The sequence below is a fragment of the Dysosmobacter welbionis genome (assembly GCF_005121165.3).
GTDB lineage: Bacteria > Bacillota > Clostridia > Oscillospirales > Oscillospiraceae > Oscillibacter > Oscillibacter welbionis.
The window spans coordinates 1,968,463-1,993,992 of the sequence record NZ_CP034413.3 but is presented as its reverse complement, the minus strand read 5'-3'; the positions used below and the strand labels follow the sequence as shown (position 1 = coordinate 1,993,992).

The 25,530-nt window shown below is 61.1% G+C and carries 23 protein-coding genes, 1 pseudogene and 1 other annotated feature (1 of these 25 only partly in view); of the genes and pseudogenes, 10 read left to right on the top strand and 14 right to left on the bottom strand.

The genetic code is table 11. The features are described from left to right. Window positions 1-62 precede the first annotated feature (62 nt). The 4 genes and pseudogenes from EIO64_RS10660 (at window position 63) to EIO64_RS10645 (ending at window position 5,186) form a co-directional block, all read left to right on the top strand. Entirely contained in the window at window positions 63-746 is a 684-nt protein-coding gene (locus EIO64_RS10660) for a response regulator transcription factor (protein WP_021751123.1), read from the top strand. A 67-nt stretch (window positions 747-813) separates the two neighbouring features. Beyond that, the gene (locus EIO64_RS10655; RefSeq protein ID WP_021751124.1) at window positions 814-2,040 is read left to right on the top strand and encodes a sensor histidine kinase; all 1,227 of its coding nucleotides are present in this window, start codon (window positions 814-816) and stop codon (window positions 2,038-2,040) included. A 140-nt stretch (window positions 2,041-2,180) separates the two neighbouring features. Continuing rightward, window positions 2,181-2,887: pseudogene (locus EIO64_RS10650) on the top strand (response regulator transcription factor). Further along, the gene (locus tag EIO64_RS10645; RefSeq protein WP_136891330.1) at window positions 2,856-5,186 is read left to right on the top strand and encodes a sensor histidine kinase; all 2,331 of its coding nucleotides are present in this window, start codon (window positions 2,856-2,858) and stop codon (window positions 5,184-5,186) included. The pseudogene EIO64_RS10650 and the gene EIO64_RS10645 overlap by 32 nt, the downstream one beginning before the upstream one ends. A 90-nt stretch (window positions 5,187-5,276) precedes the next feature. Here the strand turns inward: EIO64_RS10645 and spoIIP are convergent, their stop codons facing one another. From spoIIP to EIO64_RS10630, 3 genes are all read right to left on the bottom strand, one after another. Beyond that, complete coding sequence (spoIIP, locus tag EIO64_RS10640) at window positions 5,277-6,443, bottom strand: stage II sporulation protein P (RefSeq protein ID WP_136891329.1); 1,167 nt, start codon at window positions 6,441-6,443, stop codon at window positions 5,277-5,279. Between the two features lie 113 nt (window positions 6,444-6,556). Next, complete coding sequence (locus tag EIO64_RS10635; RefSeq protein ID WP_136891328.1) at window positions 6,557-7,003, bottom strand: PaaI family thioesterase; 447 nt, start codon at window positions 7,001-7,003, stop codon at window positions 6,557-6,559. Window positions 7,004-7,386: 383 nt separating this feature from the next. Further along, window positions 7,387-9,312 carry an NAD(+) synthase gene (locus EIO64_RS10630; RefSeq protein WP_136891327.1) on the bottom strand — a complete coding sequence of 642 codons (1,926 nt, stop codon included), beginning with the start codon at window positions 9,310-9,312 and terminating at the stop codon, window positions 7,387-7,389. Between the two features lie 261 nt (window positions 9,313-9,573). Here EIO64_RS10630 and EIO64_RS10625 point away from each other — a divergent pair, with 261 nt between their 5' ends. Then, entirely contained in the window at window positions 9,574-10,665 is a 1,092-nt protein-coding gene (locus tag EIO64_RS10625) for a putative NPN-dependent ornithine cyclodeaminase (RefSeq protein WP_119310365.1), read from the top strand. Window positions 10,666-11,128: 463 nt separating this feature from the next. Here the strand turns inward: EIO64_RS10625 and rnhA are convergent, their stop codons facing one another. The 11 genes from rnhA to dnaA all read right to left on the bottom strand — a co-directional run bounded on the left by rnhA (window position 11,129) and on the right by dnaA (window position 21,890). Then, window positions 11,129-11,566: a ribonuclease HI gene (gene rnhA / locus EIO64_RS10620; protein WP_036631207.1), complete on the bottom strand. Its 438-nt coding sequence runs from the start codon at window positions 11,564-11,566 to the stop codon at window positions 11,129-11,131. A 117-nt stretch (window positions 11,567-11,683) separates the two neighbouring features. Continuing rightward, the gene (gyrA, locus tag EIO64_RS10615) at window positions 11,684-14,170 is read right to left on the bottom strand and encodes a DNA gyrase subunit A (protein ID WP_119310364.1); all 2,487 of its coding nucleotides are present in this window, start codon (window positions 14,168-14,170) and stop codon (window positions 11,684-11,686) included. 94 nt (window positions 14,171-14,264) lie between these two features. Further along, window positions 14,265-16,214 (bottom strand): DNA topoisomerase (ATP-hydrolyzing) subunit B, encoded by a 1,950-nt coding sequence (gene gyrB / locus EIO64_RS10610; RefSeq protein WP_136891326.1) that lies wholly within the window; start codon window positions 16,212-16,214, stop codon window positions 14,265-14,267. 395 nt (window positions 16,215-16,609) lie between these two features. After that, window positions 16,610-16,873 (bottom strand): extracellular matrix regulator RemB, encoded by a 264-nt coding sequence (remB, locus tag EIO64_RS10605; protein ID WP_021751139.1) that lies wholly within the window; start codon window positions 16,871-16,873, stop codon window positions 16,610-16,612. Between the two features lie 81 nt (window positions 16,874-16,954). Then, complete coding sequence (locus EIO64_RS10600; protein ID WP_158629767.1) at window positions 16,955-17,788, bottom strand: hypothetical protein; 834 nt, start codon at window positions 17,786-17,788, stop codon at window positions 16,955-16,957. Window positions 17,789-17,912: 124 nt separating this feature from the next. Beyond that, a complete protein-coding gene (gene recF, locus EIO64_RS10595; protein ID WP_136891324.1) occupies window positions 17,913-18,818 on the bottom strand; it encodes a DNA replication/repair protein RecF in 906 nt (301 codons plus the stop codon). Then, window positions 18,815-18,994 (bottom strand): AAA family ATPase, encoded by a 180-nt coding sequence (locus EIO64_RS10590; protein WP_136891323.1) that lies wholly within the window; start codon window positions 18,992-18,994, stop codon window positions 18,815-18,817. The genes recF and EIO64_RS10590 overlap by 4 nt, the downstream gene beginning before the upstream one ends. Next, the gene (locus tag EIO64_RS10585) at window positions 18,981-19,199 is read right to left on the bottom strand and encodes an RNA-binding S4 domain-containing protein (protein ID WP_021751142.1); all 219 of its coding nucleotides are present in this window, start codon (window positions 19,197-19,199) and stop codon (window positions 18,981-18,983) included. The genes EIO64_RS10590 and EIO64_RS10585 overlap by 14 nt, the downstream gene beginning before the upstream one ends. A gap of 4 nt (window positions 19,200-19,203) precedes the next feature. Continuing rightward, window positions 19,204-20,316, bottom strand: coding sequence for a DNA polymerase III subunit beta (dnaN, locus tag EIO64_RS10580; protein WP_136891322.1), 1,113 nt, complete (start codon window positions 20,314-20,316; stop codon window positions 19,204-19,206). 77 nt (window positions 20,317-20,393) lie between these two features. Beyond that, window positions 20,394-20,552: a hypothetical protein gene (locus EIO64_RS10575; RefSeq protein ID WP_207754050.1), complete on the bottom strand. Its 159-nt coding sequence runs from the start codon at window positions 20,550-20,552 to the stop codon at window positions 20,394-20,396. 21 nt (window positions 20,553-20,573) lie between these two features. Then, a complete protein-coding gene (gene dnaA, locus EIO64_RS10570) occupies window positions 20,574-21,890 on the bottom strand; it encodes a chromosomal replication initiator protein DnaA (protein WP_021751145.1) in 1,317 nt (438 codons plus the stop codon). A 376-nt stretch (window positions 21,891-22,266) separates the two neighbouring features. Between dnaA and rpmH the strand changes: the two genes are divergently transcribed. The 5 genes from rpmH to jag all read left to right on the top strand — a co-directional run bounded on the left by rpmH (window position 22,267) and on the right by jag (window position 25,204). Then, on the top strand, window positions 22,267-22,407 hold the full coding sequence (gene rpmH, locus EIO64_RS10565; protein ID WP_021751147.1) for a 50S ribosomal protein L34: 141 nt from the start codon (window positions 22,267-22,269) through the stop codon (window positions 22,405-22,407). Window positions 22,408-22,528: 121 nt separating this feature from the next. Next, entirely contained in the window at window positions 22,529-22,873 is a 345-nt protein-coding gene (gene rnpA, locus EIO64_RS10560) for a ribonuclease P protein component (protein WP_021751148.1), read from the top strand. Beyond that, a complete protein-coding gene (gene yidD / locus EIO64_RS10555) occupies window positions 22,873-23,082 on the top strand; it encodes a membrane protein insertion efficiency factor YidD (RefSeq protein WP_025543888.1) in 210 nt (69 codons plus the stop codon). Before rnpA ends, yidD begins: the two co-directional genes overlap by 1 nt. Window positions 23,083-23,233: 151 nt before the next feature. After that, entirely contained in the window at window positions 23,234-24,364 is a 1,131-nt protein-coding gene (locus tag EIO64_RS10550) for a YidC/Oxa1 family membrane protein insertase (RefSeq protein WP_021751150.1), read from the top strand. Window positions 24,365-24,379: 15 nt separating this feature from the next. Further along, entirely contained in the window at window positions 24,380-25,204 is an 825-nt protein-coding gene (gene jag, locus EIO64_RS10545) for an RNA-binding cell elongation regulator Jag/EloR (protein WP_136891321.1), read from the top strand. 154 nt (window positions 25,205-25,358) lie between these two features. Beyond that, window positions 25,359-25,530, top strand: a binding site (T-box leader); it runs 37 nt beyond the window's last position.

Genomic DNA, 25,530 nt, shown 5'->3' with positions numbered 1-25,530 from the left:
CTCCCCCCTGTGTGGCGCTGCCGGCAGAAACGGCGCGCGATCCTGCAAACGGAGGTGATTTCATGCGCGTACTGGTGGTGGAGGATGAGGTCCGCCTGGCCGCCACCCTCCAGGACCTGTTGGAGCTGAACGGCTATACGGTGGACGTCTGCCACGACGGCGAGGCGGGGCTGGACAACGCCCTGACCTCCATTTATGACGTGATCCTGCTGGACGTGATGCTGCCCAAGCTGGACGGCTTCACCGTGCTGCGCCGCCTGCGGGCGGAGGGCAGCACCACGCCGGTGCTGATGCTCACGGCCCGGTCCGAGCTGACGGACCGGGTGAACGGGCTGGACTCCGGTGCGGACTACTATCTCACCAAGCCCTTTGAGCCCAAGGAGCTGCTGGCCTGCATCCGGGCCCTGACCCGCCGCCAGCCGGAGCTGCGGCAGACTGATGCCCTGAAATACGGAGACCTGCGGCTGGAGAAGACCTCCTTCACCCTCTCCTGCGGCGAGCGCTCCGTGCGGCTCAGCCGGAAGGAGTTCGACATGATGGAGATGCTGATGCTGAACCAGAAGCTGGTCATCACCAAGGAGAAGCTGCTGCTGAAGGTCTGGGGCTATGAGTCCGACGCAGAGGACAACAATGTGGAGGTCTACATCTCCTTCCTGCGGAAGAAGCTGGACCATCTCCACTCCCAGGTGAAGATCCGTACGATCCGCATGGTGGGCTACTGCCTGGAAGCGCCTGAGGAGGCGTAGTTTTCCACAAAGTCCACATTTTTCCACTTTTCCACAGAGTTTTCGACAGGAAGGGGGCGATCCTCCCATGATCCGAAAATTGCAGATCAAATTCGTGGCCATGTGCATGATTCTGGTGACCGCGGTACTGGGCGTGGTATTCACGGCTGTGTTTTTCTCCGCCAAGCAGAACATCGAGGTCATCAGCCATCAGGTGCTCCAGCGGGTCATGGAGGACGACACTCCCAGCGGCCGGCCGGATCTGGGGCTCAACCGGGGCGGGGAAGACGTTCTGCTGCCCTATTTCACGGTGAATCTCTGGGACCGCAGCGGAATCTACGAGGCCTTTGTCACAGGCGGGACCTATTCCAATCTGCAGGACACACAGGAGCTGCAGACCATTCTTACCGACTGTCTCCAGCAGAACCGGCCCGAGGGCACTATCCACAGCTACGGCCTGCGGTATCTGCGCCGGGACTATGGACTATACGAGCGCATCGCCTTTGTGGACATGTCCATGGAGCAGGCCACATTGCAGGAGATCATGGGCTCCTATCTGCAAATCGGTCTGGCGGCGCTGCTGCTGCTTCTGGGCGTCTCCATCCTGCTGGCCCGGTGGGCCACCCGCCCGGTGGCAAAAGCCTGGCAGCAGCAGCGGCAGTTCCTTTCCGACGCCTCTCACGAGCTGAAGACGCCGCTGACCGTGATCCTCTCCAATGCGGAACTGCTGGAGGCGGCGCCGCTGGAGGACCGCCCGGCCCGGTGGGCGGACAACATCCGCTCCGAGGCCGGACAGATGAAGTCCCTGGTGGAGGAGATGCTGACCCTGGCCCGGGCGGACAATGCGGTTCCCACGGCGGTGATGGGGGAGGTCTCGCTCTCCGACCTGGCCACGGACTGCGTACTGGCCTTTGAGCCGGTGGCCTTTGAGGCGGGAAAGCCCCTGGAGAGCGACATCACCCCCGACGTGACCGTCACCGGCGACGCCGACAAACTGCGCCAGCTGATCGGCGTCCTGCTGGACAACGCCATCAAGTATGGGCAGGCGGGGGGTACCATCAGCCTGACCCTGCGGCGCACAGACCGGCAGGCCCGTCTGCTGGTATCCAACCCCGGCGATCCCATCCCACCGGACCAGCTGGGCCGCCTGTTCGAGCGATTCTACCGGGCGGACGCCTCCCGGGGGGAGCAGTCCGGCTTCGGCCTGGGGCTGCCCATCGCCGCCTCCATTGCGACGGAGCACAAGGGAACTCTGAAGGCCGAGAGCGACCAGGCCTCCACCCGGTTCCTCTTCTCCATGCCGCTGAAAAAGTGAGCCATTGAAAAGAAGGGCTTTCCTTCCCGGGAGGGCCCTTTTTTTGTGCCGCTTGAAACCGTAAGAAATCTGTAAGAAATTTCTCCGGGTGTTTGTAAGAATTCCCTGGTATGCTACAATCAGCTCAAGGAGGGATCGAGATGAACGCGTGCATTCTGGTGGTAGACGACGATCCGGAGATCGTGGGGGCCATCGCCATCACCCTGGAGCGGGAGGGCTACCGGGTCCTGCGGGCCTATGACGGCATGGAGGCTCTGGATCTGGCCCTGGACCCGGCGGTGCGGCTGATCCTCATCGACGTGATGATGCCCAAGCTGGACGGGCTGTCCGCTCTGCTGCGGATCCGGGAAAAGCGGAACCTGCCGGTGATCGTCCTCTCCGCCAAAAGTGAGGACACGGACAAGATCCTGGGCCTCTCCATGGGGGCGGACGACTATGTGACCAAGCCCTTCAACCCCCAGGAGCTGGCGGCCAGAGTCCGGAGCCAGCTGCGGCGGTACACCCTGCTGGGGACGTCCACGCGGAGGAGCGGCAGGGCCTCATCGTCAACGGGCGCCTCACCTACGACCCGGACCGCCGGGAACTGCGGGCGGATGGGGAAGCGGTGAAGCTCACCGCCACGGAGACAAAGATCGTGGACCTGCTGATGCGTAACCCCGGCCGCATCTTCCCGGCGGAGGAGATCTACCGCCGGGTGTGGGACGGGGAGGCGGCCTACGCCTGCGAAAACACGGTGATGGTCCACATCCGGCGCATTCGGGAAAAAATCGAGCTCAATCCCAAGGAGCCAGATTACATCAAGGTGGTGTGGGGCATTGGATACAAAATGGAACAGCACGGGACCTGACGAAGGTCTGGAACAACTTGTGGCCGGGGAGGTCCGGGAGGCTCTGAAGGGGGTGGAGGACGCCCCGGGCGTGGCGAAGGTCCGCGTCTCCGGAAAGACCTGCGGCAGGCTGCGGGCGGCGGCCGGACTGGCGGCCCTGGTACTGGGCGTGAGCCTGGTGCTGGGGAGCCTGGGACAGACGGCGGGCCGCCTGGCCAGCGGGGTCGACAGCGGCTCCTTCGGCAGCGGATGGTGGAGTACAGACTGGCAGGAGACCCCAGCCTTCCGGCAGGAGGTGGCCCAACGGCTGCGGGCCTTTCTGGCTATGGCCACTGGCAGCGACCTGGAGTGGTGGGATACTGCTTCCGGGGATACCTACGTCGTGTCCAGTGCTGGCATCACCTGGTACGAGTGGGGATCCACGGACACTGCCACAGAAGATATAGCAACCCCGAAAGAGGAGGCGCCAGACGCCTCCTATGTAGAGGACAAGAATCTCCTCTACCGGGTCCAGGGATCGGGGGAGGACTCCTATTACAGCAATGCTCCAGCGAATATGATCCTCTCCTCCAGCTGGGCCGTGCCGGAGGGCTACAACTTTCTGCTGACCTTCCAGAACGGTACAGTCACCATCACCAAGGATGGAGAGCCAGTGGACGTTTACGGCGATGGATTTTTTACAGAGGATTCCCTGTGGGACGTCCCCGGCTATGAGAATTTCACGGCCGGGGAGGACGCGGCGGATGTGACCGTCTACATGGCCGTCCGGGAGGAGCCGGTGCCTTATCTCCAGCCGAACAGCGGCGGGGCGTCCCGCCCCGCTAACGATCTCTACAGCCTGTATCAGCGCATCCAGGGGATGCAGAAGTTCTACCTGCTGCGGGCAGTGCTGTGTGTGCTCGGCATTGCGTATCTGGTGAGTACCCGTCTCCTGCGGGCGGAACGGCGGAAGGCGGAGAAAAAGCTGGCCGCTCTCACTCGCCGCGTGCCCGGGGAGATCTGGTGGCTGGCGGCTGCCCTGGCAGTCCTCTCCATGGTGTTCTCCACAGGATTCGGCGGCTACTCTCCCTTTGAATTCTGGTATTACGGCTGGGTGGGTCCGACCGTGACGGACGCCCTGCGGCTGGCGGCGCTGCTGCCCGCCAATGCCCCGGCGCTGCTGGCGCTGGTGTGGGCGCTGTGGCTGCGGCACATCACCCGGAAAAACACGGAAAGGGAGCAGCGGCGGAGTCTGTTGAGGGGGCTGAAAAACGCATTCTTGGCAAGAGACTTGAAGCTGCCGGTGCAGAAGCGGCTCCGGCGGCGGTCTCTGGTGCGGAACCTTGCACTATGGGCCATTATGCTTACAGCTGTTCTCTGCTGTGTCCCTGTGTATGAAATGCTTTGGAACTCTTCTCTGACTGTGATCTGCGTTTTTGTTCCCGCCTTTGCGCTGATAGGGGTCCTGGAAATCTTCTGGATCCGGCGGGACTGGACCCTGGTCCGGGATATCGGCCTGCTGGCGGACCAAGTGACGGCCATCCGGGACGGGGATCTGGAAACGCCCCTGGACCTGCCGGCGGACGCAGACCTGCATCAGACCGCGGAGCAGCTGAACGACATCCAGGCGGGCCTGCACCGGGCCCTGGCAGAGCAGACCCGCAGCGAACGGATGAAGGTAGAGCTGATCTCCAACGTGTCCCACGACCTGAAAACGCCCCTGACCTCTGTGCTCTCCTATGCGGAACTGCTGCGGCAGGAGCCCCTGGAGGGGGCCGCAGCGGACTACGCCCGGATCATCGACGAGAAGGCCCGACGGCTGGCAGTGATGGTCCAGGATGTGTTCGAGGTCAGCAAGGCCGCCTCCGGCCAGCTGCCGGTCCACTTGGAGCGGCTGGATTTTGCCAAGCTCCTGCGGCAGACCCTGGCGGACCTGGAGGGGCCTATCTCCCAAAGCGGGCTGACCTTCCGGATGGAGCTGCCGGAGATACCGGTGATGATCACGGCTGACGGCCGGCGGCTGTACCGGGTGTTCCAGAACCTCATCGACAACGCCCTGAAATATGCCCTGGCGGGAAGCCGGGTCTACCTCTCCTTAAAGACCGAGGTGGGCAGGGCGGAGGCCAGCCTGCGCAACACCTCCCGGGAGGAGCTGCCCACAGGCGTGGACCTGACGGCCCGGTTCGTCCGGGGCGACGCCAGCCGTACCGATGGCGGCAGCGGCTTGGGCCTTTCCATCGCCAGCTCCTTTACCGAGGCCTGCGGCGGAGATTTCCACGTGGAGACGCTGGCGGACTTGTTCACCGCTGTGGTGTCCTTCCCCCTGGCGGAGGAGCCCTGAGCCTTCAAAGCAAAAAGCCCCGTCCGTTCGGACGGGGCTTTTGCCGTCGGACCGGGGCCGGATGGCCTGCTCTCCGCAGGACCGCCTCTGTCACTTGCCCAGATCAATGAGATAGTCCGCCATCTGCTGGGCGAACAGGCGGCCCGCCAGGGCGGCCTCCTCCGGAGAGTTGCCGGCGGCCCCTACCTCTACCAGCAAGGAGCCGGTGGTGGCGTGCTGGTTATAGCGGGAATTCCGCAGCAGGATCGGCCGCATCAGGGTGGGATAGCTTTGCAAGATATTGTCCTGAAGGGCCACCGCCAGTTTCAGATTCTCCATCCAGTGCTCATGAGCCAGGCCGCTGCCGTCGCTGCCCATCACCAGAGTCATCTGGGCGGAGGTGCCCACCCCGTCGATCTCCGAGATCACCTTGTACTGATTGCCCTCCGCGTCGCCGATGGCGTCCCGGTGGACATCCAGGATGAAGCGGATGGAGGGGTATTCCGCCAGATAGGTCTCAATGGCCGCCAGGGCGTTGTTATAGGCGTCGTTGTACGACGAGTAGTCGTACAGTGTCCGGTCATGGAGGACGGAGATCCCGGCGGCGGTAAACACCTCCGCCATCTCGTCTCCCACCCCCACCACGTTGTAGCGGGAGTCCGTAGTGCGGTAGTTGCCGGACCAGACGATGTCCGTGCCCGGGGGTGGGGTGTAGGCCTCGCTGCCGTGGGTGTGGAGGATCAGAATCTGAGGCTCCCCATCGGCGAGCCGGGCGTCAAAGGGCTCCGACAGCTCCGTGACGGTGAGGGCGTGGTCCGTGCTGTTGGAGATGTAGGACCGGCCGCAGACCGTATAGCCGCTGGGGTCCGTAGGCACCAGTGTTCTGGCCGGAACGCCGTTGTCCGTCTCTCCCGTGGTCTCCAGCGGCGTCTCCTCCACCGGCTCCGTGACAGTCTCCTCCCGGCCGTCCGCACCGGATTCCTCCGTCCGCTCGGTGGACCACAGCTCCGCCACAGCCGCCCGGGCGGACAACAGCAGGGGAGACTCTCCCAACGTCATCACCGCGGCGGGGGAGAGGTCATCGTTCGCCCACAGGTCCCCCAGCTCCCATTTCAGCGCCGCCAGCGGAGACGCCGCCCGCAGGGCCGCCCAGGCTGCAGACGCGCTGTCGCTTCCGGCGGTGACCACAACCGCCCAAAGGGTCCCGGCCGCCAGCCCGGCTGCGCCCAGCCGCCGGAGCCCTCTTCTGAACGGGCCTGGAAAAACCGGCCTCTTCATATCGCCTCACCTCTGGGACAACCTTATGCGGCGGCGGGCGGAGATATGACAGCCCGGTTTTCCACAGTGTTTGGGAAAAAGGGGAGAGGGGTTCGCCCTCTCCCGCATCTCTCTTATTTCTGCTCAGCGGCCGCCTTCTGGTCCATCAGCGCCTTGTCTACACAGAAGAAGGTGAACTCCCCCGTGGCCAGCAGCCTGCCGCCCTCTCCGGTGATGTCCACAGCGGTGAGCACCGTGGACTTTCCACGGTGCCGGACCCAAGCAGAGGCCCGCACCGTCCCTGTGGCCTGGTTGCGCAGGAAGTGGAGCGCGCTGGTCTGTGTGACGTAATACCGCCCGTCGCTGTGGGCCGCCGCGCCGGTGGCGTTGTCCGCCAGGGTGTAGATGGCGCCGCCATGAATCAGCCCATAGGGGTTGCAGCTCTCCGGGCGGATGTCCAGCTTGAAGACCGCCCGGTCTTTTTCCACGCGTTCCAGCTCGATATAATTATGGAGCATGAAGGCATTCTTCCTCATTCGTGTCTCCGCGCTCTCCCGGATATGTTCTAGAGATTCTTCCATCGTGTGCTTCCTTTCCGTTTTCAAACAATTTTTCTTCTATTTTAATGGGAGGGGGGAGAATCTGTCAAGAACTGCGAAAGTTCATGCTGCCTGTCCGTGTTTATCTGTATACGCATAGAAAGACCAGAGCGCCGGCTGTATAGCCGTCGCCCTGGTCCGCTTTCCACATACTGTTAAAAATGCACTGACTCCAGTGTCTCCAGTTCTGCCTGCCACAGTGCCGCGGAAGCATCGCTCGGCATCCGCCGCGTCGTCGCAAAGTCCGCTCCCCTCCGATTCTGCCCACGGCAAAAGCTCCGGACGCTCCCTTGCTCCTTCTTTCCCCAAAAAATCTTTGATTTTTTTGGGCCCCCCATGTTCGGCAACTGGCTCCTCTCTTCCGTTTACTCCAGTGTCTCCAGTTCTGCCTGCCACAGTGCCGCGGAAGCATCGCTCGGCATCCGCCAGTCGCCGCGGGGGGAGAGTGCCGCAGAACCTACCTTGGGGCCGTCCGGCAGACAGCTGCGCTTGAACTGCTGAGAGAAGAAGCGGCGGTAGAAGGTCTTCAGCCACTTCAGGATCACATCCGGGGTGTAGGTCTTCCCCAGGGCATACAGCGCCAGACGGTAGATCTTCCGGGGCGGGAAGCCCCAGCGGAGCATGTAGTACAGGAAGAAGTCGTGTAGCTCATAGGGCCCCACCAGATCCTCGGTCCGCTGGCTGATCTCCCCTTGGACAGCGGGCAGCAGCTCCGGGGAGACAGGGGTGTCCAGAATATCCTCCAGCACGTCATGGAGGGCCTCGTCCTTCTCCGCGTTGTCCCGGGCCAGATAGGCCACCAGATGCCGCACCAGGGTCTTGGGGATGGAGCAGTTGACGGCGTAGTTGCTCATGTGGTCGCCATTGTAGGTGCACCAGCCCAGGGCCAACTCACTGAGATCTCCCGTGCCGATCACCAGGCCGCCGGTCTGGTTTGCAATGTCCATCAGGACCTGGGTCCGCTCCCGGGCCTGGCCGTTTTCAAAGGTGACGTCATGGTTCTCCATGTTCTGTCCGATGTCGGTAAAATGTCGCCGCACCGCCTGGGAGATGTCAATGATCTTCAGCGTGGCACCCATCCGCTCCGCCAGCAGCTCCGCGTTGGACTTCGTCCGGGCAGTGGTGCCGAAGCAGGGCATGGTGACGGCCACGATGTCGCTGGCGGGCCGATTCAGCATCCCCATGGCCAGGGCCGTGATCAGCAGGGCCAGGGTGGAGTCCAGCCCGCCGGAGAGGCCCACCACCGCCGTCTTGGCGCCGGTGTGCTCCAGCCGCTTCTTCAGACCCAGGGAGGCGATCCGCAGGATCTCCTCACACCGCTCCGCCCGGCCCGCGGCATCCTCCGGCACGAAAGGAGATGGGGAGACGTACCGGGTGAGCCGGGTCTCCTCCACCGGCAGCGTGAAGCCGCACCGCCAGATCTCCGGCGGCTCCTTGCCGAAGGTGAAGGTGTTGGTCCGGCGGCGGTCATGGATCAGCCGGTCCACATCGATCTCGCTGACGGTGAGTCCGGTGGCGAACCGCCGCTCCGCCAGCAGGGTACCGTTTTCCGCGATCATATTGTGGCCGGTGAACACCACATCGGTGGTGGACTCTCCCTCTCCGGCATCCGCGTACACATAACCGCACATCAGCCGGGCGGACTGGCCTGTCACTAGGGAGCGGCGGTAGTCCGCCTTGCCCACCAGCTCATTGGATGCGGAGAGGTTCAGAATCACGGTGGCGCCCTTCCGGGCCAGCTCCACGGAGGGCGGCGCCGGGGCCCACAGATCCTCGCAGATCTCCACGCCGATCACCAAGTTGGGCATGGTGTCGCAGGCAAAGGTCTGGTTCGTACAGAGACTCACATGCTGCCCGCACAGCTCAATCCCGTGCTCCACGCCGCTGCCGGATGCAAACCACCGCTGCTCATAAAACTCCCCATAATTGGGCAGATAGACCTTGGGAATCAGCCCCAAAATCTCTCCTTTTTGTATAATAGCCGCACAGTTATACAATTTGTTGTCCCATTTGTCCCACACGGGCAGGCCAAGGGCCGTCACGATCTCCAGATTTCTTGTAGCCTCCAGGATGGTCTGAAGGCCCTCCTCGGCGCCCCGGAGCAGCGTGTCCTGCAGGAACAGATCTCCGCAGGTGTAGCCGGTGAGGCACAGTTCCGGAAGAGCCAGCACCTTCACCCCCTGCTTGTCCGCCTCCCGCATCAGGGTAAAAATTTGTTCCGCGTTATAGCGGCAGTCCGCCACCCGGATTTTGGGGGTGCCTGCGGCCACGGAGATAAAACCGTCTCTCATGTTGAAAAGCCTCCTTGAAGGAAAAACCTGTATGTTGGATATTCTACACCCGACGGCCCGGATTTACAAGAAAGGGCCTTGTTTTTTTGGCGGCATTCTGATATTCTGAATGCAATCAAACCTCCCGCGCCCTTTTGCCGGATGGGAATGCCGATGGGCCTGGAGACTGCTCCGCAGGTATTGCGAGGAGCGGTCCCCGGGCTTTTCTTCTCTGCATCCGGGTGGAACAGCGGCACCATCTTTCAAAGGAGGAACGCCATTATGCCGTTTCAGCTGCGCCCCTATTTTCCGCCGGTCTTTTCCACACCCGCACTGGAAAACGCACCGGACGCCGTCTTTCGCCCGGCGCCCCGGGACGGCGTGGCGCCGGAGAATTTCCACGCCATGAGCATCTTTCCGGAATACTTCAAAATCGCAGGGCAGTGGCATCTGGCCCGGGAGAGCCGGATGGACTGCGTGGCCGTGTGGGATCGGGGCCGCATCGACGTCCGGGAATTCCGCCGCCTGCGGCAGGGAGATCTGGTGGCCGTCGGCCGCACAGAACAGGGAGAGGAGGGGATCCTCGTCCACCCGGACGGCTTCCGGGAGCGCCGGGTTGCCAGAGATGTGTTTGCCTTCCGGCAGGGCCGCTCCCGGGAGACCGCCTTTTCCCGGGACTATGACGAGCTCTATGAACTGCTGCGCCACGAACGGGACCACGGCAAGGTAGTCTGGGTGATGGGGCCCGCCTTCGCCTTTGACCACGACGCACGCAACGCCTTCTCCCGGCTCATCGCAGGCGGCTTTGTCCATGCCGTGCTGGCGGGCAACGCGCTGGCCACCCATGATCTGGAGGCAGCCTACCTCAACACTGCTCTGGGGCAGAACATCTACACGCAGGAAAGTCAGCCCAACGGGCACTACAACCATCTGGACACCATCAACCGGGTGCGGCTCCACGGATCGATTCCCGCCTTTCTGAAAGCGGAGCAGATCGAAAACGGCATTCTGCACACCTGCGAACGGCACGGCGTCCCGTACATACTGGCGGGCTCCATCCGGGACGACGGGCCTCTGCCGCCGGTGCTGGCAGACGTCTATGCCGCTCAGGACGCCATGCGGGCAGAGATCCGCTCCGCCACCACGGTGATCTGCATGGCCACTGCCCTTCACACCATCGCCGCCGGAAACATGACCCCCTCCTACCGGGTGCTGGCAGACGGAACCGTGCGGCAGGTGTATTTCTACTGCGTGGATATCTCAGAATTTGCCGTGAACAAACTCAGTGACCGGGGAAGCCTCTCCGCCCGGGGCATCGTCACCAATGTGCAGGACTTCATCGTCCATCTCAGCAAGGAGCTGATCCAGCCGTAAACACACAAAGGACCGCCATGTGGCGGTCCTTTGTGCTGTGTGTGTTTTTAGGAGGGAGAAAACGCATCGGGTTTGGGAGGACCCTTTGCTTGATTATAAAGATATCCGAAAATTTTTTCTAAATTATGTTTTTCTTATGAACAGATTGTGAATGTTTTTTTCTGTTTTCGTAAACAGCGGAAAAATTTAGAAAAACTTGTCTTTTTTTGGAAGATAGGTCTGTTTCTCTCACTTTTTCTCCCCATGAGAAGGAAGCGGGGGCTATCAGGATCTCCGGCCGCCACCAGCTCATCACAGTGGTTGCTGTATGCGCTCTCCGCATGGTCCCTCGCCCGGCAGAGCCGGTGGGGGACCTATTTTTTTGATTTGCCCGGCGAGAGGAAATTCCGACTCCGCCGTGGCTTTGCCGTCGTCGAACCGCTTGTACGGCGCCTGCCCCGTTCTGCGGGGTACAGAAGACATACTACTTGTATTTCTGGCTCTCCGCCACCGCCAGCTCATCACAGCGGTTGTTGTACGCATTCTCCGCGTGGCCCTTGACCCAATGGTAACGGATGGAATGAACCTCTGTCAGGGACAGCAGCCTGTCCCAGAGATCCGGATTCAGGGCGGGCTTCTTGTCAGCTTTTTTCCAGCCCCTAGCCTTCCAGCCTTTGGCCCAGCCCTTCTCCAGCCCATCGATCACATATTTGGAATCGGACCAGAGGTCCACGATGCAGGGCTCCTTCAGCAGGGACAGTGCTTGGATCACGGCGGTGAGCTCCATGCGGTTGTTGGTGGTGGCGGCCTCTCCGCCGGAGAGCTCCCGGCTGTGGGGGCCGTACATCAAAATCGCGCCCCAGCCGCCGGGGCCCGGATTGCCGGAGCAGGCGCCGTCGGTGTAGATGGTGACTGTTTTCATCATGAAATCCTTTTGGAAGATGGTTTTGAATGGGGGAGCCGTCTCCTCGGGAACAGCTCCCCCTGTGTTCTGATAAACATTCCGGCAGAAGCGTTTTCGCCCCGGCTCCGGACGGCCTTATTCCTCGGCCTCGGCGCTGCCCTCCTCATGGTCTGTGAGCGCCAGGGAGATCACGTGATCCCCCTCCTCCTTGAACCGCATGACGATGACGCCCTGAGTGGCCCGGCCCGCGGTGCGGATGCTGTCCACCGGGGTGCGGATCAGGATGCCTGCCTGGGTCACCAACAACAGGTCCTCCGTGCCGTCCACCACCTTGATGCCCACCACGGGGCCGGTCTTGTCCGTCACCATGTAGTTCTTGATGCCGAGGCCGCCCCGGTTGGTGATCCGATAGTCCTCCACCGGCGTCTGCTTGCCGTAGCCGTTTTCCGTGATGGCCAGCACCGCATGATTGACCTTGGCACGGGCGGCGCCCACCACGTAATCGCCCTGGCGCAGGCGGATACCCCGCACACCCACGGCGTCCCGGCCCATGGGCCGCACATCGTTCTCGTCAAAGCAGACTGCCATACCGTCATGGGTGGCGATGAGGATCTTCTGGCTGCCGTCAGTCTCCCGGACAGCGATCAGCTGGTCACCCTCCTCCATCCGCAGGGCACGGATGCCGTTATTCCGCAGATTCTTCAGAGTATTGGCCGGCAGGCGCTTCACCGTGCCGTTCCGGGTAACCATGAAGAGGAAGCGGCCGTCGTCCTCAATGGACCGGGTATGGATCATGGCTTGGATCCGCTCGCCCTGCTCCACCTGAAGGATGTTGACGATGTTGGTCCCCTTGGCAGCCTTGCCGGACTCGGGGATTTGATACCCCTTCTTCCGGTAGACCTTGCCGGTGTCGGTGAAGAAGAGGATATAGTCGTGGGTGGAGGCAGTAAACACATCCACCACGTAGTCCTCCTCCCGGGTGGTGATGCCCTTCTTGCCCATGCCGCCCTTGGACTGGGCGGTGTACTCGCTGGCAGGTGTCCGCTTGATGTAGCCCGCCTGGGTCAGGGTGAAGACACACTGCTCCTCCTCGATCAGGTCCTCGATGTCGATCTCATCCTCCACATCCTGGATCTCCGTGACCCGGTCATCGCCGAATTTGTCGGAGATGGCCTGGAGCTCCTCCTTCAGCACCTTGCGCAGCAGCTCGTCGGAGGAGAGCAGCTGGTTGAAGTAGGCGATCTTTTCCTCCAGCTCCTTGTACTCCGCCTCCAGCTTCTCCCGGTCCAGGCCCTGAAGGGCTTTCAGCCGCATATCCAGAATGGCCTGGGCCTGGACATCGTCCAGACCGAAGCGGGACATCAGGTTCTCCTTGGCGTTGTCGTAGCTGCTGCGGATGATTTTGATAACCTCGTCGATGTTGTCCTGAGCCACCAGCAGACCCTCCAGCAGGTGGGCCCGCTCCTGGGCCTTGCGCAGGTCGTACTTGGTGCGGCGGATAATGACCTCCTCCTGGAAGGCCAGATACTCGTCAATGATGTGGCGCAGGGAGAGGATCTTGGGCTGAGACTGGTTATTCACCAGGGCCAGCATGTTGATGGCAAAGCTGGTCTGCAGCTGGGTCTGGGCGAACAGGCGGTTCAGCACCACCTGGGGATTGGCGTCCCGCTTCAGCTCGATGACGATGCGCATTCCGTCCCGGTCGGACTCGTCCCGGATGTCGGAGATGCCGTCCAGACGCTTGTCTTCCACCTGGTCGGCCATGCTCTTGATGAGCATACGCTTGTTGACCTGGTAGGGGATCTCGGTGATGACAATGCGCGTGCGGTCCTTGCCGAACTCCTCAAACTCATGCCGGGCCCGGATCACCACCCGGCCCCGGCCGGTGGCATAGGCCTGCCGGATGCCGCTGCGACCCATGATGATGCCCCGGGTGGGGAAGTCCGGCCCCTTGACGTACTGCATCAGATCACTGAGCTGAGCCTCCGGATTGTCCAGCACGCAGATGCAGGCGCCGATCACCTCCCGCAGGTTGTGGGGCGGGATATTGGTGGCCATGCCCACCGCGATGCCGCTGGAGCCGTTCACCAGCAGATTGGGAAACCGGGAGGGCAGGACACGGGGCTCCTTGCGGGTCTCGTCGAAGTTGGGGTCCCAGTCCACAGTGTCCTTTTCAATGTCCCGCAGCATCTCGTCGGAGAGCCGGGACATCCGGGCCTCCGTGTACCGGTAGGCCGCCGGGGGATCGCCATCCACGGACCCGAAGTTGCCGTGGCCGTCCACCAGGGGATAGCGCATGGAGAAATCCTGAGCCAGGCGGACCAGAGCGTCATAGACGCTGGCATCGCCGTGGGGATGGTACCGGCCCAGCACGTCGCCCACGCAGGTGGCGGACTTTTTGAAGGGTTTGTCCACCGTGAGGCCATCCTCGTACATGGCGTAGAGGATCCGGCGATGGACGGGCTTCAGGCCATCCCGCACGTCAGGGAGAGCCCGGCCCACGATGACGCTCATGGCGTACTCAATGTAGGATTTCTCCATCTCGGGGACCAGCGGTGACTCCACGATCTTCTGTTCGGGGTACCGGATCTCCTCAGGATCGTATTGGGGCTTTTTGCTCATGTATCGTATCTCCTTTTTGTAGGGGCCGGCGCCCTCGCCGGCCCGCAAAGGCATATCTGATCGGACGGGCGGCCGAGGGCAGCCGCCCTACGGATCAATAGTCAAGATTGACCGCGTATTGGGCGTTGCGCTCGATAAATTCCTTCCGGGGCTCCACCTTCTCGCCCATCAGGATGGTAAAGGTCTCGTCCGCGGCCACGGCGTCATCCAGCGTGATACGCCGGAGCGTCCGGGTGGTGGGGTCCATGGTGGTCTCCCACAGCTCATGGGGGTTCATCTCACCCAGGCCCTTGAACCGGGAGATGTCGATCTTGGCGTTGGGGTTGTCGCCCCGCATCTCGGCGGCGATCTTCTCCCGCTGGATGTCGTCAAAGGCCACTCGGGTGGTCTTGCCACGGGTCAGCTTATACAGGGGCGGAACGGCGGAGTAGACATAGCCCTCCTCGATCAGGGGCCGCATGAAGCGGAAGAAGAAGGTCAGCAGCAGAGTACGGATATGGGCGCCGTCCACATCGGCATCGGCCATGATGATGACCTTGTGATACCGGAGCCTGTTCAGATCGAACTCATCCCCGATGCCCGCGCCCAGGGCCGTGATGACGGGCTGGAGCTTGTCGTTGCCGTAGACCTTGTCTGCCCGGGCCTTCTCCACGTTCAGCATCTTGCCCCACAGGGGGAGAATGGCCTGGAACCGGGAATCCCGCCCCTGGGTGGCGGAGCCGCCTGCGGAGTCTCCCTCGACGATATAGAGCTCCGTCAGCTCCGGATTGTTCTCATTGCAGTCCCGCAGCTTATCCGGCATGGCGGCGCCGCCGAGAGCCGTCTTGCGGCGGATGGATTCCCGGGCCTTTTTGGCGGCCTCTCTCGCCCGATTGGCAGTGAGAGCCTTATCCAGGATCATCCGGCCCACCTGGGGGTTCTCCTCCAGGAAGATCTCCAGCTTTTCGGAGACGATGTTATTCACCAGGGTCCGGATCTCACTGTTGCCCAACTTCGACTTGGTCTGGCCCTCAAACTGGGCCTCTGTCAGCTTGACGGAAATGACGCAGGTGAGGCCCTCCCGGCAGTCCTCGCCGGAGACCTTCTCGTCGTCCTTCAGCAGCTTGATCTTCCGGCCGTAGGCGTTCAGCACATTGGTGAGAGCCCGCTTGAAGCCCTCCTCGTGCATGCCGCCCTCCGGCGTGTGGACGTTGTTGGCGAAGGAGAGGATCGTCTCGTTGTAGCCGTCGTTATACTGCATGGCCACTTCCGCCACGGAGTCCTCTCGGGCTCCGGACATGTAAATCACGTCGTTGTGAAGCACATCCTTGCTCTTGTTCAGCCAGGTAACAAACTCCCGGATGCCGCCCTCGAAGCACATGTTGTCCTCCTGCTCCCGTCCGGGGCGGGCGTCCACAGTGCGGATGCGCAGGCCAGCGTTCAGGAACGCCTCCTCCCGCATCCGGGTGTGGAGGGTATCGTAATTGTACTCCGTATCCTCGAACATCTCCGGGTCCGGCTTGAAGGTGACAGTGGTGCCGGTGTGGTCTGTATCTCCCACAATGGTCATGGGCTGGGTCACATTGCCCCTGGAGAACTTCATCTCATAGATATGTCCGTCCCGGTGGACCTGGACCGTCAGCCATTCGGAAAGGGCGTTCACCACACTGGCGCCCACGCCGTGGAGACCGCCGGAGACCTTGTAGCCCCCACCGCCGAACTTGCCGCCGGCGTGGAGGACGGTGTACACTACCTCCAGGGCGGGCTTGCCGGTCTGGGCCTGGATGTCCACGGGGATGCCACGGCCATTGTCCACCACGGTGATGGTGTCCCCCTCGTTGATTCGCACCAGGATGTCGGTGCAGTAGCCGGCCAGTGCCTCGTCGATGGCGTTGTCCACGATCTCATAGACCAGATGGTGCAGGCCGGAGGTGGACGTGGAGCCGATATACATGCCGGGCCGCTTCCGGACGGCTTCCAGGCCTTCCAGCACCTGAATTTCCGATGCGTCGTACTCGTTGGCCGTGTCCACCGCAGTGGAGTTCAACAGTTCATTTTCTGCCATGCAGGTTCTCCTTTCAGGATATTCATATCCGTTCCAAGGCAAGAAGAGCCGGGCCGGAGCCGCCTCCGGCCCGTTTCTCCTTGCCCTGAACCATGTAAGTTGGAATCAAGTGCGTAATTTCTTCAAAATCAGATATGTCAGCAGAGCCAGGAGGGCGGTGAACAGCGCCATCCAGGCAAAATACAGCAGCAGAAGGAACGCACTGTACACCAGAAGCAGCGGGCTGGACCAGCCGTCTCCGGCGCCTGCTGTAATTTTGCAGCAGGACCAGCTGCACCGTGAACACTGCCGCCAGAAAGAGCACCAGAGTTCCTGTCTCCAGGGATGTGAACGAGGATAAAAAGTGGGGAAGGTTTACCAGTGTCGTATATGCCGCCATGGGATCTCCCCCTGGCTCATTCCAGGTTTCCGCTCTCCGCCCGCTTCTGGAGGGTGGTGGAATTCAGCTGGCTGAGGTACACGATCTGCCGGTGATAGGGGTGATCGCACACCACGAAGGACTTGGGGATCTCGCCGGACACGTCCAGCACCACGCCCTCTTTCTCCGCGGCCGCCAGATACTCCCGGGTCCGCTTGCCGTAACTGCATTTGTCCAGATCAAAGATGCCGATGACCCGGCGGTCGGGAAGAATTTCGTTTTGGCCGATGTGGAGGTACATGGTGGTCTCCTTTCGGTATCTGTTGGCGACTTTGCCGCTTACGGATGCGGAACTGCCCTTGTAGAGGGAGCGATCCGTGCCTCATTCTAACTCTGTTTCATAGAAGTCATAAAACCACATCCGCTGCTTCTTCATTTTGCGGAGGGCGCCGTTGTCATTTTCATAGATCACCATGGACAATTCCTCTTCCGGATCTCCATCGTAGACAGTGATCACCTTGTTAAGATTTCCGGTGTCCAGGCCCATGACGATGATCCGAACATTCCTCTCCTGATCGAAAATATCGTAATACAGGGAGGTGACCTCCCCGGACTGGGCGGTGACGCCCGCGTCGGAAAACTGGTAGCGCTCTTCATCCAGAAATTCCGACAGGATCGCGTGGATGTCCTCGTGTTCTGACGGTGGCAGATCGATGAACTGTTCCCCTCCGGCGACGGCCGCCTGGACGGAGGGACTCTCCTCCAGGGCGGAGAGGATTTCCCGGTCCGTCTCTGTAATGGCCAGCTCCGGGATCTCTGCCAGAACGCGCTCCTCGCTGGTGTCTTCTTCCACCATGGTATAGGTGGCGCTGCGCATCTCGTGGGAGATCAGAACACCGAAGCCGATGGCCAGCGCCGCACCGGAGCAGAGGGCAACGGCACGGACGGCATACCGCTGAAAGTGGTCCTCCCCGCCACGGAGCAGGTTGGACAGACTCCATCCAAACAGAAGTCCGCCACCGTACAGCCCCCAGCACAGCAGTAGGAAGGAGAACGGGAGGGTATGGAAAGGAGACACCACACACAGCGCCAGTCCCAGCGCCCCCGCTAGAACAGGCACCCACAGCAGATAGCGCCTTGTCCGGCAGACCAATCCCACGATCAGCTCCCAGAGAAAGCCAGCAGCTGGTCCGCCGAAAACCAGAATGGGAAGCACTGCGTACTAATTCATCACGGTTACCTCCATTTTGTCATGTTGGGGGCCTGTAATTGGATCTGTTGTGTTTGATTGAACAGGCTACCGCCTGGCCGCAGGGATCATCCACTGATGGCGCCCTGTTTCACATGGAACACCTTCCCGCCCAGCATTTGGGGCAGCCGGTCATCCTCACAGCAGGTGATGAACACCTGTCCCCCGCGATGCGGTTGAGAACGAACTCCTGCCGGCGGGGATCCAGCTCACTGAGAACGTCATCCAGCAGCAGCACCGGGTATTCGCCGGTGGCGTTCTGGTAGATTTCCCGCTCCGCCAGCTTCAGCGCCAGAGCCGCGGTGCGGGTCTGACCCTGGGAAGAGTAGGATTTGGCCTCCCGGCCGTCGATGGTGATGACCAGATCGTCCTTGTGGGGGCCGGAGAGGCACATCCGGGAGGCCCGCTCCGCCCCCTGGTGGGATTCCATGTGGGCCCGGAGCTGCTCCGTGAGGACCTCCACCTCCGCCGCCGGGTCCGTGACGGAGGAAACAGTCTGATAGGTGACCTCCAGGCGCTCCCTTCCGCCGGAGCACTCCCGATGGTGGCGGGCGGCATAGCGGTTCAGCGCCTCCGCGAACTGCCGGCGGTAGTGGACCAGCACAGCGCCGAAACGAACCATCCGCTCGTTGAAGTCCGGCAGCAGCTCCAGGAGATCCGGCCGCTCCTCACTGTCCCGCAGAATGCGGGTCTTGTGGTCATAGAGCCGGTGGTACTCCGCCAGAGCGGCCGCGTATCTCGGCCGCAACTGGCAGAGTGCGGTGTCCATGAAGCGCCGCCGGGCGGCGGCCCCCTCCCGGATCAGATACAGGTCATCCGGGCAGAAGAATACGGTGTGGTACACCTGACTCAGGGCGGCGCTGTTTTTGGCAGGCACCTGATTCACCCACATCTTCCGCCGCCGGTCCCGGTACAGCTCCACCCGGGTGCGGAACTCCCGGTCTCGGGCGGAGATCCCGGCTTCCAGCACAGCGGCGGGCGCATCGAAGGCAATCATCTCCCGGTCCGTCCTGGCCCGGGGGATTTCCCGCAGGAGAGGTAGACGATGGCCTCCAGCAGATTGGTCTTGCCCTGGGCGTTCTCCCCAAAGATCACATTGCAGTCCGGGTCAAAGGATACCCGCTGGCCGGAGTAGTTGCGGAAATGCTGCAGCTCCAGCTCAAGAATCCGCATAGGCCACCGTGTAATGGGCGCCCTGGAAGGCCACATCGTCTCCGGGGCGGATCTTTTTGCCCCGCATGGTGCAGATCTCGCCGTTGACGGTGACCTCGCCGCCCTGGATCCGCTCCTTTGCCTCGCCGCCGGAGGACACCAGATTGGCGAATTTCAGCAGGTCCTGGAGCTTGATGAACTCCGTGTGAATCGTGATCGTCTCCATCTGCTCACTCCGCGCTCTTCAGCCGCACCGGCAGGACCATATAGAGGAAGTTTTCCTCCCCCTCCGTGGGGACGATGATGGCGGGGGAGACGCCGGTATTCAGCTCGATCTTCACCGTGTCCGCCGGCGCGTACCGGAGAGCCTCCATCAGATAGCGGTTGTTGAACCCGATCTCCAGCCCGCCGCCGTCACCGGACAAGCGGCAGATATCCTTGGCCTCGCCGTTTCCGGTCTTGGCGGAGAGCAGCACCTTGTCGTGGTCAAACAGGCACCGGACCGGACTCTTCTGCTTTTCGGAGATCACCACACTGACGCGGTCAATGCTCTCGATCAGGGCCTTGGTGTCCGCGATGACGGAGATGGGATTCTTCCGTGGGATGGCATTCTTATAATCCAGGAACTCTCCCTCCAACCGGCGGCAGATCAACTCCGTGTCTCCTACCTCAAATAGAATATGACTTTTGCCCAGGGTCACGGCAGCCAGATCCTCCACGTCGGAACAGATATTTTTCACCTCGCCCAGGGCGCTGCCCGGCGCCACAAAGGAAAAGGCGCCGCCGTCGATCTTTTCCAGCGGCTCCCGCCGGATGGCCAGACGGAATCCGTCCACCGCCACCATAGTCAGGCCCTGGTCCGTGATCTCGAACAGGGCACCGGTATGGATGGGGCGGCTCTCATTGGTGGAGACAGCGAAGGCCGTCTCCTCGATCATGGCACGCAGCAGCTTCTGTTGGATGGAGACGGAAAAATCATCCTCCACCATGGGCAGCTCCGGGTAATCCGCCGCGGAGAGGCCCAGGATATCAAAGTCCGCATCGCCGCAGGAGAGATGAACCAGCTGTTTGTCATCCGCGGTGAAAACCACCACATCGTCGGGCATCCGGCGGATGATGTCGCCGAAGAGGCGGGCGTTTAAAACAATCTCGCCAGGTTCCGTTACATCGGCGGAGACCTTCGTACGGATGCCGGTCTGCAGGTTGTAGCCGGAAATGGTCAGCTGGCTGTCCGCGTGGAGCAGCAGCCCTTCCAGCGCGGGAATGGAGCTCTTCTGGGCCACGGCGCGGCTGGTGACGGCGATGGCGCTTTGCAGAAGGGCTTTTTCACAGGAGAATTTCATGCATGCACTTCCTCTCTAGTCGGGGTTTGAAGATATGGGTCGGAATCGCTCTTTTGAAAAAGAAAGAAATGTATTTTTTAGAAAAAGCAGCCGTAGGGAAAAAAGCTGTGGAAAAGGCGGGGAAAGGCTTGCGCTGTCGGATTTTGAGGCTCCACAGGGGATGTGGAAGGATCCGGGGATTTTTCCACGGACTTTTTTGAAAGACCATTTTCAACAGGGAAGTTTTTCTTTTCCACGGAAGATGTGGAGAAATCTGGTCACCGCTTGGAGTTGATATTCGTCTTGATCTCCTTCACCATTTCGGCAAACGCAGCGTCCTTCTTCATCTTCTTTTCGATTTGCTGGATGGAGTAGAGGACGGTGGAGTGGTCCCGGTTGTCAAAGACCTTGCCGATCTCATCCAGACTGAGGTTCGTCATGGAGCGGATCAGGTACATGGCAATCTGCCGGGCGGAGACCGCGTCCCGCACCCGCTGCTGGCCCCGGATCACGGACTCGTCCAGACTGTAATATTTGGAGATATACTCAAGGATGGCCTCCGGCGTGGGGACATACTCGTTGCTGCGGCGCAGCATGTCCTGGATGGCCCGGGTGACGGTTTCTTCGTCGGTGTCGTTGCCCAGCAGATCCTTGTAGGCCAGGATCTTGTTGATGGTGCCCTCCAGCTGGCGGACGTTGGCGGTGACGTTTTCGGCGATGTAGGCGGAGATTTTGTCCGGCAGCTCCATGCCCAGCAGGGCGGCCTTGTTTTTCACGATGGCAAGACGCGTCTCAAAATCCGGCGGCGCTACGTCCACCAGCAGTCCCCACTCAAATCGGGTGCGGAGGCGGTCCTCCAGCTGGGTCATCTCAGAGGGGGGGCGGTCGGAGGTCAGGACGATCTGCCGGCCGGACTCGTACAGGGTGTTGAAGGTGTGGAAGAACTCCTCCTGCGTCTGCTTTTTGCCGGCGATGAACTGCACGTCGTCCACCAGCAGCAGGTCCGCCTGACGGTACTTCTCCCGCATCTCCGCAGTCTTACCCTCCCGGATAGCATCCACCAGCTCGTTGGTCAGGTCGTCGCCCTTGACGTAAGCGATCTTGGACCGGGGGTCGTTCCGGCGGATGACGTTGGCGATGGCATAGATCAGATGGGTCTTGCCCAGGCCGGAGTCCCCGTAGATCAGCAGGGGGTTGTAGTTCTGAGCAGGATGCTCCGCCACGGAGACGGAGGCGGCATAAGCCAGCTTGTTGGAAGGGCCCACCACGAAGGTCTCGAATGTGAACTCCGCGGAAGTGAACCGCTCACTCTGGCGGTGCGGGCGGTTATCCTTGAGCTCTGCGTAATCCAGGTCATCCAGAATCTTCACTTCAAAATCCGTGGAGAAAATGTCGTGAAGGGAGGCCTTGATGTTTTTCATGAACAGGGACTCGATATAGCCTTTTTTAAAGTCGTTGGAACAGTGGAGGATAAACGTATTGCCCTGGATGTCCACAGCCTCCAATTCGTCGAACCAGGTGGCGATGGTGGTCTCCGAGAGCTCGCCCTTCAGCTGGGATAGTACATTGTCCCACACGTCGGCGACGGAATTCAAAAGGAAACACCTCTCTCTAGTAAAAAATAGACATGGCAGTACGCTTTATTATACCAAAGACAGCCGGAAATTACAACACTTATTCTAATAATAAGAACCAAGGAGATCCGCCTGCACAGGCAACAAGATATAGCGGCTTTGGACAGCATGGGACACCAGATTTTGAAATTTTCGAGAATCGCAACTGAAAAAAGAAAAAAATACGGAAATTTCGCAAAACTTTTAAGTTTTAGTTGACATATTTTCAAACAGTCTGTATAATATCGGTTGCGCCGCGATCATGCGGTCTTGATCTGTTTACTGCGCCGCCCTTTAGGCGGTGTCGAGTAAGTGCCGCCCTCAAAAGGGCCGCAATTCTGACAGGAGGTGTCTCAACATGGCAACGAAACGTACCTATCAGCCCAAGAAGCTGCACGGCCAGAAGGTCCACGGTTTCCGCAAGAGAATGGCAACCGCCAACGGCCGCAAGGTCCTGGCCCGTCGCCGCGCCAAGGGCCGCGCCCGTCTGTCCTACTGAGAAACGGACCGTGCGGGAGACACTTGAACAACGTCTTCAGGGACGGCGGGAATTCTGTGATTCCTCCGTCCCTCGTTGAGTTTGTGTCAGATGTATCAAATGGGAGAAGGCAGGTGGCAGCATGAAGCGGGCAGTGACCCTGAAAGAGAATTATGAGTTCCGCCGGCTGTACCAGAAGGGCGCCTCCGCCGTGGGCGGAGGGATGGTGCTTTACTGCCGGAAAAACCGGCTGGGGCACAACCGCCTGGGCGTGACGGTATCCGTCAAGCTGGGTCATGCGGTGGTCCGCAACCGGGCCCGCCGCCGCCTGCGGGAGGTCTACCGGCTCAATTCCGGACGGCTCCGCCAGGGGTACGACATGATTCTGGTAGCCAGGGGACGGACCCTGACTGCCTCCTGGAAGGAGCTGAACGATACCTTCCTGCGTCTTTGCAGGAAGCTGGAGCTGCTGGAGGACCGGTCATGATGAAAAAGGTCCTGCTGGCCCTGGTGAAATTTTACCGGGTGGCCATCTCCCCGTACCGGCCGCCTTGCTGCCGGTATATTCCCACCTGTTCCCAATATGCGCTGGAGGCGATTGAGAAGTACGGCGCCCTCAAGGGCGGCTGGCTGGCGTTCCGGCGTATCCTGCGCTGTAATCCGTTTCACAAGGGAGGATATGATCCGGTCCCATGAGAGGAGGGGACAAGCCCCTCTGCCGGACCCTGTGCTGCTGTCCGGCCGTCTGTCAGCCGGTACTGCGGAATGCGGACAGGCCGAAAGCGGAAATGCTCCGCTCTGCGGGCGCTGAAAGCCCGGGTCCCATTACAATTTGGAGGAAGCATCTATGTTTTCAACCATCGGATACGCAATTTGTATCCCGTTTGCGGCCCTGCTGCGGCTGTTTTACAACCTGACAGGGTCCTACGGCGTGTCCCTGATCCTGTTCACGCTGGTCATCAAGCTGATCCTGCTGCCCTTCCAGATGAAGTCCAAGAAGAGCATGGTGCGGATGAGCCGCATGTCCGGCAAGATGCAGGAGATCCAGAAGAAATACGCCAACAACCAGCTGAAGATGCAGGAGGAGATGCAGAAGTTCTACCAGGAAGAGGGCTTCAATCCCATGAGCGGCTGCCTGTGGAGCTTTCTGCCCCTGCCCATTCTGATGGCCCTGTACTATATCATCCGGGAGCCCATTGTCTACTTCATGAACTTCGGCGGCAAGGACGCCGGTCTGGCGGTAGTGAATGCGGCCAGAAGTCTGATTGAAGGCGCCGGCATTGAGATCGTGGCCAGCCCCGGCTATGAGCAGATCGCCATTTCCAACATCATTAACAGCCAGTTCCCCGACTTCATTGCAGAGCATCCCGGCTGGGTGAACATCGACTACCACTTCCTGGGGATTGACCTGATCCAGACGCCCTGGAGCGCTGTCAGCAGCCTCTCCACGGGCATCACGCTGGCCGCGGTGGGACTGATTCTGATTCCCATCATTTCCGGTGTGTTCAGCTTCCTGCTGAGCAAGGTCAGCATGAGCCAGTCCGCCCAGACTGCGGCTGCCAACGGCTCCACCAAGATGATGATGTGGATGATGCCTCTGATGTCTATCTACATCGCCTTCATCGTGCCCGCCGCCCTGGGCGTGTATTGGGCTGCCCAGAGCGCGTTTTCCATTATCCAGGAGATGGTCCTGGGCAAGTTCTACACCAAGAAGCTGCAGGAAGAGGAGGACGCCCGGCAGGAGATGATCCAGGCGGACCGCCAGAAGCGGATGGAGGAGGCCAAGCTGCTTCAGGAGCAGCAGCGTCAGCAGGCCGCACAGAAGAAGAGCCTGAAGGAAAAGCGGCAGGCGGCGCAGGAGGCCAAGGCCCTGAAGGCCAAAAAGGCGGCCACCAGCACCACGGAAGCGGGCCGTGTGGGAGACCGGCCCTATGCCCGCGGCCGGTCCTACAAGGAGGACCGCTATGATGATCAGTAAGGAGCTTGTTACGCCATGAGACAGTTTATTGATGTAACGGGCAAGACCGAGGATGAGGCCATCCAGAATGCCCTGCGGCAGCTTGGCCTGGACCGGGACGATGTGTCCGTTGAGATTTTGGAGCGAGCAAAGTCCGGTTTTCTGGGTCTGGGCAGCAGCCCGGCCAAGGTCCGGGTGAGCTACGGCCCGGAGGAGGAAGAGGAGGTTCTCGCCCCCGCTCCTGCCCCCAAGGAGAAGCCGCAGGAAGAGCGGCCTAAGCCCCCCAAAGCGGAAAAGCCGCCCAGACAGGAGCGCAAGCCGGCGGAGGCGCCGGCGCCCGCCCCGGAGGAGAAGACCCGGCAGTCCGCTCCCGTGCAGACACTGGGCGAAGAAGTGGATGACGAGAAGGCCCAGGCCATCCGTAAGTTCCTCTCCGGCCTGCTGGAGCAGATGGAGAGTGCTGCGGAGATCCACATCTATCTGCTGGAGAAGGGCCGCTACAAGGTGATCCTGGAGGGCAAGAATCTGGGCGCACTGATCGGCCGCCGGGGCGAGACTCTGGACGCCATCCAGCAGCTGACCAGCTATGCGGTGAACCGCAGCGGCAGCGGCCGGGTGAGGGTGCAGCTGGACGCGGAGAATTACCGGGAAAAGCGGGAGCAGAGTCTTCAGCATCTGGCCCGGAAGGTGGCCGCCAAGGTCACCAAGTACCGCCGCAGCGTGACACTGGAACCTATGAATGCCTATGAGCGGCATGTGATCCATACGGCGCTGCAGGATGTGCCCAATGTGACGACCTACTCCACCGGAACGGAGCCCAACCGCCGGGTGATCGTGGCCTACGATCGGGAGAAAAAGTAAATTGGGAAAGGCCGCCCTATGGGGCGGCCTTTTTCTGCGCTTCGGATAAGGGATCAGACCAGGGTCCGGGTGAGAGAGTGCCCTGCCTGGTGCGGCTTCTGTGGGACTCGGCCTTGACATTCTGATGAAAACGTGATACAGTTCTCACGATATCCAAAAGGCAGTGACAGGGAGAAGTATCCCCCATACCCCGGCAAAGAGAGAGGGCGGCTGGTGTGAGCCCTTGCGGGGAGGCGGAAGAACAGGCACCCTGGAGCCGCGGGGCGGAAATGCCCTGCCGGTCCCCGCCGTTACCGGGTGAAGAGTGCGCGTCAGCCAGGCGCGAA